This is a genomic window from Arthrobacter sp. JUb115 (assembly GCF_004365035.1).
Classification (GTDB): domain Bacteria; phylum Actinomycetota; class Actinomycetes; order Actinomycetales; family Micrococcaceae; genus Glutamicibacter.
Genome location: NZ_SOBS01000003.1, coordinates 455,212 through 468,606, shown reverse-complemented (window position 1 = coordinate 468,606; position 13,395 = coordinate 455,212). Strand labels below are relative to the sequence as shown.

Sequence of the window (13,395 nt, the reverse complement as noted above, 5' to 3'; positions counted from 1 at the left end):
GTTGTTTATCTTTGTCTACTAGACGTCTGCTTGCAGGGTTTCCCATTGCTAGATCTCTTTCTGCTGAGATGTCTAACTTTTGGGGGGCACTTCACTGAAAACCTGATCCTGCCCCGGACAGCCGGGGCAGGATCAAGGTTCACATGGGTATTGAATCCATAAGTGTGAAGCTTACTGGACAATCCCATACTTGTATTATCTGTCATTCCCGACTGAAGAAAAACGGAACCACCTCCAAAGGAACCCAGCGCTGGCGCTGCATCACCTGCAATGCCAGCACCGTTTTCAAACGCGAAGACACCACCGCCCGCAACCAACTCACCGGCTTCGTCACCTGGCTGATGAGCAAACATTCCCAAGCCGAATTCGGCGGCGGAACCGGCCGCACCTTCCGGCATCAGACCGCTTGGTGCTGGAACGTGCACCCCTACCTGCATCACACCGGCGAAGTCTTCGACGAGATCCAAGTCGACGGCATCTATCTGCGCCAAGGCTGGTGCCTGCTGATCGCCATCGCTCACGGACGTGTCATCGGATGGCAGTGGTGCGACCGCGAAAAAGCCGAGGCCTGGACCGTGTTGCTGCAGCATTTCCCCGAACCAAAAGTCGTGGTGACCGACGGCGGATCAGGCCTGATGAAAGCGCTCAAAGAGTTCTGGCCGAACGTGAAAATTCAACGCTGCTTGGTGCATATCCAGCGCAACGTGCGCACCTACCTGACCCTGAATCCGCGTTTGCCTGCAGGGAAGTCATTACGTCGATTGAGCCTGAAACTCACGAAAATCCGGACCCAGGAAGCTGCGGCAGAATGGCTTGCCGCCTTCGCTGCGTGGCATGCCGAAAACCACGAGCTGATCAATGAACGCACCTACGCTGCTGACTGGTCCGGTGCCTGGCCGCGGGGCCTGCGACAAAACCGCAAGTGGTGGTACACCCACGATCGGCTACGCAGCGCCTACGAGTCCATGAATAACGCCCTGCGACGCGGGCACCTGTTCACCTACCTGGACAAGGACCTGAACGGCTTGGGGATCAACGCGACGACGAACATGATTGAAGGTGCGGTGAACTCCGGCATCCGGGCCATGATTTTCTATCACCGAGGGATGCCCATTGAGCATCGCCGGCGGGCGTGCGAGTGGTTCTGCTGGACGCATGCGGATGAAGGGAACCACCCGGCCTTGCGGACACTGTTGCGCCCGGAGCATTACACTCCCGAAGCGAAGAAGAAGGCGCAGCACATAGTTGATGAAGCACCAATCGGCCCGGAGCTTTATGGCACCGGCCCCAGCGCTGAGGATGGGCAATTCATTCGCAGTGAGTGGATGAGGAATATCTACTAGAGCAGGGTTTTAAGGTTGTCTGGCCCGGGAACACGCCCGGGCCAGACACACTTTATTGCCTATAGCCCAAAATAAACGCCACGGTCGCCCATTGGCGCAGGCCTGAGAAGTCCGGTTAAACCAAAAACGGAGACCCTTCCGGATCTCCGTTTCCACTTTCGTGGCGGGGAGAGGATTTGAACCTCTGACCTCCGGGTTATGAGCCCGGCGAGCTACCGAACTGCTCCACCCCGCGTCGGTAAATACAACATTACCAACTGGTGAACTCAATAGCGAATCGAAAAGAGTGTCCTTAATCGCACTACGCCTAAATGTCCGACCTGATCCGAATTATCCTTTGGTTATATCCAGATGCCTTGGCCCGGCGTTACCCGGGTTTCAAAGACCCCAGGGGTCTTCCGCCGCATGATTGCACACTCCGGCGGGTAGCCCGTCGCCACAAGGTGCCTGAGAGTCTGCTGCGATCACCCTAGCCCGCTCAGGGGAAGATTCTCGGGCCTTCCAGCGCCCGGGGCCCTGCGGTAGGCCTGGAACTGCGTCAGCCTTCGGCCCCAACTTACACATATGCCGGCGACCGCCCCCTTCCCGTACATGGGTTGACGGCAGTTCCCGCATCAATTCACGGGTACTGATCCGGCAACGGGCAACTTGCAGATTAACGCAAAATGGAGATCCGTTAGGATCTCCATTTTGCCATTCGTGGCGGGGGCAAGATTTGAACTTGCGACCTCCGGGTTATGAGCCCGGCGAGCTACCGAACTGCTCCACCCCGCGATGACTAGATAATTCTTGCATCATCGCGGAGTGAAAGCAAATCGGTCAGCTGATGCTAGTGCTTAGCCTTCAGCACCGTCCTGGGGTGCTGGCGATTGGGCTGCGTCCTGATTTTGTCCGTCGTCCAGTTTCACATCCCCGTCAACCTCGGTGCCGTTGATGGCCGCATCTGCGTCCATCGCGCGGGTCAAGGCATCCTCCAACTGCTTCTGCGATTCGCCGTAGGCTCCGAAGTCGCTCTTGGCCAGCGCTTCCTGGCCATTCTTGATGGCTTCATTCGCATCAGCCAGAGCTTCGGAGAGCTTCTGGGTATCAGTCTTGGTTGGTTCCTTCTCGCCCTTTGGATCATCCTCTGGCGTAACGCCTTCGGTCTCACCAGTCACTGCACCGGACTCACCGCCGAAGACCTCATCCAGTGCTTCAGCCAAGGTATCGGCGAAGCCAACCTTGTCGCCGAAGGAAACCAGGACCTTACGCAAGGTCGGGTAGCTGGTCTGTCCCGAGGACTGAACGTAGACCGGCTGAACGTAGAGGATACCGCCGCCAACTGGCAGCGACAGCAGGTTGCCGTTCTTGACCTCCGAAGCACCCTGACGCAGCAGGTTCAATTCAGTGGTCACGCGTGTGTTGGTATCGAAGTTCTGCTGTGCTTGGCCTGGGCCAGGAACCGCAGTATCTCGTGGCAGCTCGAGCAGGCGCAGCTTGCCGTAGTCTTCGGCCTTCGCCCCAGGTTCGGAGCCGGCATCGGCGTTGGCCGAAAGGAAGCCGAAGAGCACGTTGCGCTGCTGGCCGTTGGCCGCGGCAGCAGGGATAAACGTCGAGGTCAGCGAGAACGACGCTTCATCCTGGGTCGGCATCTTCAAGGACATGAAGTATGGCGGCTGCTTCACGCCAGCGGCGGATGAGGTCGGATCATCCGGCACAGCCCACGCGTCGTTGGACTCGTAGAACGCGTCCGGGTTGTCCACGTGGTAGGTGGTTAGCACTTCGCGCTGCACCTTGAACATGTCCTCAGGGTAACGTACGTGCTCCATCAACTCAGCCGACATGTCATCCAACGGGTTCAATGCCGTAGGGAAGACCTTCTGCCAGGACTGCAGGATCGGGTCTTCGGTGTCCCAGGCGTAAAGCTTGACCGTTCCGTCATAGGCGTCGACGGTGGCCTTCACCGAGTTGCGCAGGTAGTTCACGCGGCCGGTCAAAGACAGGTCCTGCGCATTAGTCAGCGAGTCGGTCACTGCCGAGTCCAATTGCTGCTGCTGCGAATACGGGAAGTCGTTGGAGGTGGTGTAGCCATCGATGATCCACTGCACGCGGCCATCAATGATGGCAGGGTAAGCCTGGGAATCCAGCGTCAGGTACGGAGCAACCTTGCTCACGCGATCGCGAGGATCACGATCGTAGAGGATCTGCGATTCGCTATTGACGTTCTGTGAGAGCAAGAGGTCAGTGGAGGCGAACTTCAGTGCGTAGACCAAGCGGTTGAACATGTTGCCAACGTTCGGACCGCCATCGCCCTGGAAGGTATAGCGGGTGTCTTGGTTCTCGCCACCGGTACCTGGACGGTCAAGTTCCTGGTCGGTCCATCCCTCATCCGGCCCGCCGACAATGGAGTAGGACGGAGAATTCTCACCGAAGTAGATCCGCGGCTCGTAATCCTCGTCGGTAATCAAATCACCGGAGGTCGGGATGCCACCGAGCATGAAGTCCGGACGACCACCGGCAGCCACGCGGTTACCGTAGGCAGCCACCAGGCCGTAGCCATGGGTGTAGTTGATGTGCTGGTTCACCCACGTGTCGGTTGGGTCCACGTTCACTTCACGGGCCGCAATAACGGTATCTTCCACCTTGCCGTCGATCTCGTAACGGTCGACGTTAAGGGTCTCGGCGAAGGTGTAGTAGCCGCGGAACTGCTGCAGCTGCGCGAAAGCAGCCGAAACCAGGTTTGGATCCAGCAGGCGGATATTCGCGGTGGTTGAGGTTTCCTCGGCCAGCGCATTCTTCTCAGTCGAGATCTTCGCATCGTAGTCAGTAACTTCGACATCGTCGAGACCGAAAGCCAAGCGCGTCATTTCGATGTTGCGCTCAATATAGTCGCTCTCCAACGCCCTTTGGGAAGGGACCACCTTGTACTGCTGGATCAGGAACGGGTAGACGCCGCTGGCAACGATCATCGTTGCTACCAGCATGGCGGTGCCGATCAATGGCAAACGCCAGCGACCGTTGATTGCCGCAATCACGAAGGTGATGGCGATAAGGACTGCCACAATGGCCAGAATCATCTGTGCAGGGATGACAGCGTGGACATCCTTGTACAGTGCACCGGCGACACGGCCGGACTGGTCGGTGAGGGTCTCGTACTGGCCGATCCAGAAGTTCACAGCCTGGAAGATCAAGAAGACTCCGACAACAACTGCGGTGTGCACCCGAGCGGCCTTGCCAACGGTTATGCCGCCACGCTCTTCAACGCGGATTCCGCCGTAGAGGTAGTGGGTCAGCAGACCAGCCACGCCGCTGAGCAGCACGACCGAGATCAGGAAGCCGTTGACCAGTGCGATGAATGGAAGGGAGAAAACGAAGAAGCCCAGATCCATGTTGAACTGGGGGTCAGTGCTACCGAAACCGACCTGGTTGAAGAACAGCAAGATGGTCTGCCACTGTCCGGCCACGGCAACGGCAGCGAAAATGCCGATCACCAATGGAATGCCAACCATCAGGAATCGGCGGACTGGTTCCAGCTGGGCCTGGTAGCGCGACATGGAATCAGGTCGGGTCGAGTTTGGCGCATAGACAGGGCGGTGCTTGTAGGCACTGCGCATCGAGAACCACATTGGAACCGCCATCAGCACCAAAGCGATCAGGAAGATCACTAATTTGGAGATCCGCTCAGTCCAGTAGACCTCGGAGAAACCCAGCTGGTTGAACCAGAGGATATCAGCGTAGAAATTCGACAAGAAAACGAAGACTGCGACGAGAATGACCACCGCGAAGATGGTCAGGGTCAGCGGCGAGGCTTTCTTGCCCGAAGGGTTGGAAGGTCGTTGTGGTTCTTGGGGCCGCGGCGGACCCCCGAACGGACTATCCGATCCGAAAGACACTATCTATTCCTTACTTTGGGTTCTTCCCGTTGTTCCCAACAAGAGAACTCGTGTACCTAATTCTTGTACGGGCGTTGTGTACGAGACTGGTTTCCTTGCATCACATTCTTCCCTTGATGCCCGGCTAAATCTATTCGCATGTCGTGAAAGTCGCCGGGTCTTCACCTGCGGCGATCTTCTCCAATGCCTGGCGAGCTTCTGACAGGGTTGCAACCTTGATGACATCCAGTCCGGCAGGAATACGCCCTATGGCTTCAGCGCAGTTGTCGGCTGGGGCCAAGAAGACGGTTGCTCCGGCATTCTTCGCCGCCACCATCTTCTGGGCGATTCCACCGATTGGACCGACCTTGCCATCGGCTGAAATCTCACCGGTACCTGCGATGTGGTGGTCTCCCGCCAATGAGCCTTCCGTCAGGCGGTCAATGATCGCCAAGGCAAACATCATGCCGGCGCTGGGACCGCCAACATTTTCCAACCCGAAGCTCACATCGATAGGGAACTCGTATTCGTTGCCCAGGAAGACACCCAACTGGCGTTCGCCATTCTCGGCTTCCTTGGTGTTCACAGTGACATCTACGTCGCTGTAGACGCCATGCTTATCCGGTCTGCCAACGGTCAAGATTGCTGGTTCTGCACCGCGGGAATTCAGTTCTTCCTTCAGCTGTTCCAGCGAAGTGATCTGCTCTCCTTCGAATTTCAGAAGGCGATCCTTGGGCTCAAGCACTTTTTCATTCGTGCCGGTGGAGAACTCAGCGACCGTAAGCCACTCGGTAAAGCCCTGATCCAGCTCGGCCAAAGCCGCTGCCACAGCCAAGTCCTGCGATGAAGTCATCATGAAATCATTTTGTTCATTCTTCTCTTCCGAAGAGACACCACGAGAAATGATGGTTTCTTCAGGAACTAGATCCTTGGCCGAATTGACCAATGCTTCAAGTACGACAGGTATGGTGATTCGGTTCTGCCCGCCACCCTGGACGTAAATGGTCAACAGATCCAAGACGCTCTCCGAAGGGTATGACTGGGCTCCCTTGATGGAGACCACATCGTGCCCGTTGTCCTCGCCAAGAGTGTTAAACACTGGGCCAGGCGACCGGATCATGAAATTCGTCGGGAGAAACATCATGACGCCGATCAGGAGGAGCGCAACGACGCCGGAGCTGGTGCGTTTCATGGTTTTGGAACCTCGCGGAGTGCGGCTGGAATCGCCTGGCTCCAAAGTCGAGTCTTGTGGTTCCTGTACGTGCACTGATCCTGCTCCCGCCAACTGTCAAAAAATACGCGGATCCGTCCTTGCAGACATCCCCACCCTTAGCCTACTGAAGCCCTGGGTTTAAAAGCATCAGCATCAAGGCGTATTCGATGTGCCGAAAGCGAACTGAAGCCCAGATTCATGGGAACTATCAGCTACTCGCGGTAGTTTTAAAGGCATGGCACAGAACCCCCCGAATAACCGCCCTAACGGCGATGACGACGAAAACAATCCGCAGGACCCATTTTCTGCAATGTTTGGTCAGCTCTTCGGTGGCGGATTCGACCCGAATGACCTCCCGCCGCAGCTTCGTGATGCCCTTGGTGCTCAAGGCGATCCGGCTGCGATGCAGAAAATGATGCAGCAGGCCCAGGCCATGATGTCCGCGATGATGAGCAATAACGCGTCTTCCGGTCCGGTGAACTGGAAGCTTGCATCCGACACCGCTTTGCAGGCATATGCCAGCGATGATCCGGCGGTATCGGACGCGCGCAACAACGCCATCAGCGATGCGTCAAACCTTTCTGAACTGTGGCTGAACAACGCTACGGTGTTCGAGTCGAACGGCCGCTCGACCGAGGCATGGACTCGTAAACGATGGTATGACAAGACCCTGGCCACCTGGAAGCAGGTCACCGAGCCTGTTGCCGAGTCGGTAGCTAACGCAATCACCACCGCGATGAAGGATCAGATCCCCGAAGAGATGAAGGGCATGCTCGGCAATTCCGATGGCATGTTCCGCAATCTCGGAGCCAGCATGTTCGGCATGCAGCTGGGCACTGCACTGGGCGGCTTGGCAACCGATGTGCTTGGCGGCACCGATATCGGCCTGCCTTTGGCAGGAACCACTCCAGGCATTATCGCGGCCAACGTCAGCAAGTTCGGCGATGGCCTTGAAATCCCAGAGCAGGAAGTCCTGCTGTATGTGATTCTGCGGGAGAACGCACACGCACGATTGTTCAACCGGGTCCCTTGGCTAAGCTCCAAGTTGATTGGTGCCGTGGAATCCTATGCTCGGGGCATCCATATCGACATGTCGCGCATTGAAGAAGCAGTACGCGGTATCGATCCGTCCAACCCTGAAGCGCTGCAGTCGATGCTGGGTGAAGGATTGTTCACCCCGCAGCGCACCCCCGCTCAGGAGAAGGCTCTAGAAAACCTAGAACTGACGTTGGCATTGATCGAGGGCTGGGTTGATCATGTGGTCTCCTTGGCCGCCCAGAACCTTCCATTTGCTGGTCACCTGCGCGAGACGATGCGTCGCCGCCGAGCTTCGGGTGGCCCAGCTGAGACTGCCTTCGCATCTCTGGTTGGCCTTGAATTGCGCCCACGCAAGCTGCGCGAAGCGGCTGCCCTGTGGGAGCACTTGTACGACGAACGTGGAATCGAGGGCCGTGATGCCGTATGGGATCACCCAGATCTGATGCCTACCGCGGAAGACCTCACCGATCCCAAGGGCTTCACGCATCGCCGTGAAGTTGCCGCGACCGAGTTCGACGACTTTGACGCAGCACTGGGTAAGCTTCTGGACGGCGGCTTCGACAACGCTGAACCCGAAGCCGAAGGCGATGACGGTTCAGGGAATCCAGAGGATCCGAAGAACTGATTAGATCGAAACCTCGAAGGAGGGATGTGCACGAGTGCACATCCCTCCTTCGTGCATTGAGCTACTGTTCCTCGTCATGGCCGAAACCCGAAAGTTCATCCTGGGCCCGGCCCAATTCCTTGGCGTGAGCGTTGTAGCCTGCGTGGAATGCCTCCAAGAAAATATCCGCCTGCGCTCGGCGTTCGAACCGGTTCAGCAAAGCCTGGAACCTAGGTCCGTGGCCGGCCCGCGGGACCACCAGATGCGCAAGCTCGTGGACTAGAACATAGTCCTGCACCCAGCTGGGCATATGCTGCAACGTGACCGATAAGCGGATACTGCGCTGCCGATATGAAGCCGAACCCCAACGCTTATTTTGGTTGGCTACCCAACGCACGGATTGCGGCGCGGCTTCGCCGGCGAAGTACTGCTGGTCAAGAGATGCCGCTCGGCGCTCCAGCGCATCATCGGTATGACCCGCGGTACGCGCTTGGCGTCCCTTGCGATACTTCGAGATCATCTCATCAACGAAAGCGCGTTCCGTTTTTTCGTCCAGCGCTGCAGGGACTTGGATAATCAGCCGGTTATCGCGCCACTGGGAGGAAATGGTCTTCTTGCGCTTGGCCGAGCGGAGAACCCGCACTGGAATCTCATCCGGCGCGACGAAGTCGACGGTGTTTGGAAAAGCTGGCATTGCATTGCGCCTCTTTCCTCATCTATGGCAGCGGCCGGGGACCTTCCTGTCCGCTCACTACGTGATCTCTAAGCTACGTCCTAGCCTGAACAGCTTCGGACCAATTCGCCAACTTGTGGAGAACCCTATGCGCGGCGCTCGTCAACGACCGCAAGCACCGCCTCGCCATATCGTTCAAGCTTGCTACGTCCCACCCCGGGAATCTTCGACAATCCCTGGATTGAATCCGGCTGGTGCTCCGCGATGGACATGAGGGTTGCATCGGTGAATATGACGAATGCCGGGACCGCGTTGGATTGGGCAACCTCCGATCGCCATTCACGCAAAGTCTCAAACAACGCTTCATCATAGGCAGCAGGGCACGAGGCGCAACGTTTGAGCTTTCGCTCTTTTGCACTGGTCAAGAAGGATCCACAGGTCATGCAGACTGCGGGCGTGATTTTCTGTTCGCGTTTGCGGTAGGTGGTCTGCTGCCTGCTGCTGGCTTGGCGTACCGATTTAATTCCATCGAGGAATCGTGATGGGTATCGGTGCGCGCGTCCGCCCGGGGTCCTTGCCAGCGACCAGGACAGGTACAGGTGCTTCCGTGCGCGGGTAATACCCACGTACAGCAGCCGCCGTTCTTCATCGAAGCCCGCTTGGTCCTTGGCATAGGAGATCGGGACCAGGCCTTCGTTCAATCCAACCAGGAATACAGCATCCCATTCCAGCCCCTTGGCTGCGTGGAATGATGCCAAGGTGACGCCATCCAGAGTTGGCGCGTGCTGGATCGCTGCGCGGTCTTCCAATTCCTTGACCACATCGTGCAATGTGGCATCAATGTCTTGTTCTTTTTTAAGCGCAACGACTTCGTCGGCCAGGCGAACCAGTGCCGACATCGATTCCCAACGCTGGCGCACCGCACCAGTGCCGCCGCTTGGGGCATTCGCCGAGTAGCCGTGCGAGGAGAGCACATCGCGCACCATCTGCGCAACCGGAGTATCTGCGGCGACGCTCAAGCCGGCCCGCAAGGCCAGCATCCCTTCCTTGACTTCGCGACGGGAGAAGAACCGCTCGGCACCACGCATTACGTAGGGGATGGAATACGCCGTCAGTGCTTGCTCAAAAGCCTGGGACTGCCCGTTAGTGCGGTACAAGATGGCAATCTCGGAGATGTCCTGGCCGTTTTTGAGCAGCTGCTTGATGCGCTGGGCGACTTCCTCGGCTTCATTTTCGTCATCCGTCGCTTCAAAGAATTCAGGGGCCGGACCGTGATCGCGTTGCGCGATGAGTTCCAGTGGTTCGGGCCAGGTCACGTTACGGTCAGGGACTTGGGATTCAATGCGCCGATTAGCAAGCACCTTATTCGCCAGGTTCACGACTTCAGGAGTGGAGCGGTAATCGCGTACCAGCTTCACGACCTTTGCTTCCGGAAACCGTGTGCCGAAGTTCAGCAAGAAGTCTGGGCGTGCACCGGTGAAAGAATAGATGGTCTGGGAGGCATCGCCCACCACGCACAGTTCGTTGCGCTGGCCAAGCCAGAGATCCAGGAGCCGTTGCTGCAACGGCGAAACGTCCTGGTACTCGTCGACGACGAAGTGGCGGTACTGCTGGCGTACACTGGCTGCGACTTTTTCATTGTCTTCAAGAATTGCAATGGTCAGCAGCAGTACGTCTTCAAAGTCGATAACTCCGCGGTCATCTTTGAGCTCTTCGTAGGTTTGGAAGATGCGGGCCATGCTCACTGCTTCGAGACCGTTGGGCAGTTCTCGGGAAGACGCAATCTTGGCGTAGCTTTCCGGGGTATGCATGGAGACCTTGGCCCATTCGATTTCCGCAGCCAGATCACGGACCATGGCGCGGTCGCTGGAAATGCGCAGGCGACGCGCCGCCTCCGCAATGAGCGGGGCCTTGTGTTCTACCAAGTTCGGCAGGGTACCGCCAACGGCCTGCGGCCAGAAGTACTGCAGCTGGCGCAAGGCAGCTGCGTGGAAGGTACGCGTCTGCACGCCGGGTGCGCCGAGCTGACGCAAGCGGGTACGCATCTCCGCAGCTGCACGCGTGGTGAAAGTCAGCGCGAGAACACTGGTCGGGTTGTAGATGCCAGTATGCACGCCGTGGGCGATCCGGTGGGTAATTGCTCTGGTCTTGCCGGTTCCTGCGCCCGCCAGAATACACAGTGGACCGCTGAGGGTTTCAGCTGCTTGCCGCTGTTCAGCATCCAGTCCCGCCAGCAAATTGTCTGCTGGCGGATTGTCGTATTCGGTCACTTGCTCAGGGCCTCCGGAAGGGGTTCGCCGTACCAGGTACGGATCAATGCGTGGGCTATCGAGACTCCGCGCGGTATATCTATTGTTCCTGATTCCAGAGCTTCACGCAGTTCGGCTCGTGTGAACCAGCGAAGGTCCATGATTTCTGCACCATCCGGAACCAGCTCTTCGCTCAAGGCTTCAGCAGCGAAACCGAGCATCAGCGATCGCGGCATTGGCCAGGGCTGGGAACCGCGGTAGGCGACCTCTCCAATACGCACACCGGATTCTTCAAAGATCTCGCGGCGCACAGCAGACTCTAGGGACTCCCCTGCTTCGACGAATCCTGCAAGCACCGAGTACATCCGGTGCTTGAAGGTGGCGTTGGATCCGAGCAGCAATCGATCTTGGCTGTCGATCACCGAGGCAATGATTGCCGGGTCGGTACGTGGAAAAAGCTCGTGGTCATTGTTCACGCAACGCTGGCCCCACCCGAAGGTGGCAGCCCTAACGGGTGAACCGCAGCGTGGGCAGAATTTCTCTGAACGGATCCAATTGGCGATCGCCTGCGCTTCAACGAAGAGTTCTGCATGCAGTTCATTGAGCAGGTTGAAGCCTTCACGTAGCGTCGTCCAGCGCTCGATGCCGCTGGAGGCATAGTCCTCGGCATCAACGAGAGCCAGAACGTATTCCGTGCCTGATGCACGCCCCAGGTACACCTGGCGCTCGGAGTCTTTTGCGAGGTAGTCCGTGCCGTTGAGAAAGAAGAGATCAGAGCCGATAGTTGCCGCGCCACCACCACTGATCAGCAGCACCTTGGTGCTGCGCTGCTTAAATAGGCCAGGCAAAAGCATCGGGTCTTGCTTTTCGGTCAGTGGGCGCTCAATCAGAGACTGTCCGAAGTGAAGTCCGGTAAGTGGGGTTCGATAAGTTTCTGCCAGAGCCATACCTCTAACCTAATGCACATAGCGCTCCAGAATCTTGATGCTTGCTCAATGTGGATAGCTGTTGATCAATGAGATTCGTCGCAACTCTGAATGTTGCCGGTGAATCCCGCCATATTCCGTGCGTCATTCAACGATAGAAAAGGGAATCTCGCATACGGTGGAACTTGTGAAACGCACTGCCATGGAACTCGCCGCAATTGCCACCGCCGCCGTCCCCGGATTGACTCCGGTAGGCTTCGCGGCGCTGTCCGACGATGCAGAAGATTTTGACTCAGCATTGATCGTCGACGCACTCAAGCATCGCTGGCGCGTTCGTTCACCTCGGCATGACGAGGCAAGCATGCGTCTGGAAGCAGAGCTTTCGGCCTTGCGCGCTTTCTCCGCCAAGGTCCGCGCTTCACTGCCGTTTTCCTTGCCTGCCGTAGCCGGCACCGTGCGCCAGGGCCCACTGCGCACCTTTGTCTACAAGGATATGCCCGGACACGTTCCGACCCTCGATGAATTGGTTGATGTCGGCAGCAACCTGGCCAAGTCGCTGGGCCAATGCATGGCTGCCATCCACCAGATCCCAGATGAAGCTGTTGAAGTGGCAGGCCTGCCGACCTACACTGCCGACGAGATTCGACAGCGCAAACTCAACGAACTGGATACGGCCGCGGCTACGGGCAAGGTGCCAAGCGGTTTACTGCGCCGTTGGGAACACGCCATGGAGGACGTGGCGCTGTGGCGTTTCAACGCTGCCGTAGTTCACGGCGACTTCGATGAAGAGCAGCTGCAGATTTCCCATTCCAGCATCACTGCAGTCAAGGGCTGGACAGATTTGCACGTCGGTGATCCCGCTGATGACTTCGCTTGGCTTTCGGCCATAGAAGACCAGAGCTTCAGCGAGCGCGTTTTCACCGCCTATGTCGAAGCCCGCGGCAAGGCTGCGGATCCGCACATCATGCGTCGCGCCGCGCTGGCCGCCGAATTCGCGCTGGCGCAGTGGCTGGTGAAGTCTTTGGATTCCAAGGACTACGAGCGCATCGCCGAGGCCGAAGAGATGCTACGCGAATTGGACCAGAACATCGCGGAGTACGGTGGCCAGCCATTGTCGGTCGTGGAAGCTCCGCGCCCTTTGGCTCCCCAGCCAGAAGCACCGGCCCAGAAGGCTCCGGAAAAGCCGGCCGCCGTCGCCGCGCCAAGCATTAACACCGACAAGGTCACTCCCCTGGCAGCGGAATCGCCGAACTCCGCAACACCCCGAAGCACAGCGTCCAATGTCCAGGCCGCGCCAGAGGAGTCTGGTGACCAGCCAAAATCTGATGCTGTTCAGGCTGATGCCAAGAACAGTTCGCCTGCGAAGGATGAACCCGCCTCCAAGGCCGCCGAACACGATAGTGATGCAGCGGAGGCCGAGTCAGCTGCCGCACGGCCAATGAGCACGGCTGAGCCTGCTGAAAAGAACAACAAGCCTGTTGAGGACGCCGAGAAGTAA

8 protein-coding genes and 2 tRNA genes are annotated in these 13,395 nt (G+C 57.9%); 3 read left to right on the top strand and 7 right to left on the bottom strand.

Translation table 11 applies throughout. The features are described 5' to 3' along the window. Positions 1-143 precede the first annotated feature (143 nt). Positions 144-1,343 (top strand): IS1249 family transposase, encoded by a 1,200-nt coding sequence (locus EDF61_RS07770; RefSeq protein ID WP_133833707.1) that lies wholly within the window; start codon positions 144-146, stop codon positions 1,341-1,343. Positions 1,344-1,504: 161 nt separating this feature from the next. Here the strand turns inward: EDF61_RS07770 and EDF61_RS07765 are convergent. The 4 genes from EDF61_RS07765 to EDF61_RS07750 all read right to left on the bottom strand — a co-directional run bounded on the left by EDF61_RS07765 (position 1,505) and on the right by EDF61_RS07750 (position 6,386). Continuing rightward, positions 1,505-1,578, bottom strand: a tRNA-Met gene (locus EDF61_RS07765). A 465-nt stretch (positions 1,579-2,043) separates the two neighbouring features. After that, a tRNA-Met gene (locus EDF61_RS07760) sits at positions 2,044-2,117 on the bottom strand. A gap of 62 nt (positions 2,118-2,179) precedes the next feature. After that, positions 2,180-5,215 (bottom strand): UPF0182 family membrane protein, encoded by a 3,036-nt coding sequence (locus tag EDF61_RS07755; RefSeq protein WP_105657496.1) that lies wholly within the window; start codon positions 5,213-5,215, stop codon positions 2,180-2,182. 130 nt (positions 5,216-5,345) lie between these two features. Then, positions 5,346-6,386, bottom strand: coding sequence for a YlbL family protein (locus EDF61_RS07750; RefSeq protein ID WP_133833706.1), 1,041 nt, complete (start codon positions 6,384-6,386; stop codon positions 5,346-5,348). A 256-nt stretch (positions 6,387-6,642) separates the two neighbouring features. Between EDF61_RS07750 and EDF61_RS07745 the strand changes: the two genes are divergently transcribed. After that, on the top strand, positions 6,643-8,070 hold the full coding sequence (locus EDF61_RS07745; protein WP_105661504.1) for a zinc-dependent metalloprotease: 1,428 nt from the start codon (positions 6,643-6,645) through the stop codon (positions 8,068-8,070). A gap of 61 nt (positions 8,071-8,131) precedes the next feature. Here EDF61_RS07745 and EDF61_RS07740 read toward each other — a convergent pair whose 3' ends face one another. The 3 genes from EDF61_RS07740 to nudC all read right to left on the bottom strand — a co-directional run bounded on the left by EDF61_RS07740 (position 8,132) and on the right by nudC (position 11,825). Further along, positions 8,132-8,743 carry a M48 family metallopeptidase gene (locus tag EDF61_RS07740; protein WP_105661505.1) on the bottom strand — a complete coding sequence of 204 codons (612 nt, stop codon included), beginning with the start codon at positions 8,741-8,743 and terminating at the stop codon, positions 8,132-8,134. A 125-nt stretch (positions 8,744-8,868) separates the two neighbouring features. After that, entirely contained in the window at positions 8,869-10,992 is a 2,124-nt protein-coding gene (locus tag EDF61_RS07735) for an ATP-dependent DNA helicase UvrD2 (RefSeq protein ID WP_105661506.1), read from the bottom strand. Next, positions 10,989-11,825 carry an NAD(+) diphosphatase gene (gene nudC, locus EDF61_RS07730; protein ID WP_286134184.1) on the bottom strand — a complete coding sequence of 279 codons (837 nt, stop codon included), beginning with the start codon at positions 11,823-11,825 and terminating at the stop codon, positions 10,989-10,991. Before nudC ends, EDF61_RS07735 begins: the two co-directional genes overlap by 4 nt. A 259-nt stretch (positions 11,826-12,084) precedes the next feature. Here nudC and EDF61_RS07725 point away from each other — a divergent pair, with 259 nt between their 5' ends. Beyond that, positions 12,085-13,395 (top strand): phosphotransferase, encoded by a 1,311-nt coding sequence (locus tag EDF61_RS07725; RefSeq protein ID WP_105657502.1) that lies wholly within the window; start codon positions 12,085-12,087, stop codon positions 13,393-13,395.

Bases quoted from the DNA above. Each gene is read 5' to 3' on its own strand.
- EDF61_RS07750 (WP_133833706.1), bottom strand. From the start codon at position 6,386: ATGAAACGCACCAGCTCCGGCGTCGTTGCGCTCCTCCTGATCGGCGTC.
- EDF61_RS07745 (WP_105661504.1), top strand. From the start codon at position 6,643: ATGGCACAGAACCCCCCGAATAACCGCCCTAACGGCGATGACGACGAA.
- nudC (WP_286134184.1), bottom strand. From the start codon at position 11,825: ATGCTTTTGCCTGGCCTATTTAAGCAGCGCAGCACCAAGGTGCTGCTG.
- EDF61_RS07740 (WP_105661505.1), bottom strand. From the start codon at position 8,743: ATGCCAGCTTTTCCAAACACCGTCGACTTCGTCGCGCCGGATGAGATT.
- EDF61_RS07770 (WP_133833707.1), top strand. From the start codon at position 144: ATGGGTATTGAATCCATAAGTGTGAAGCTTACTGGACAATCCCATACT.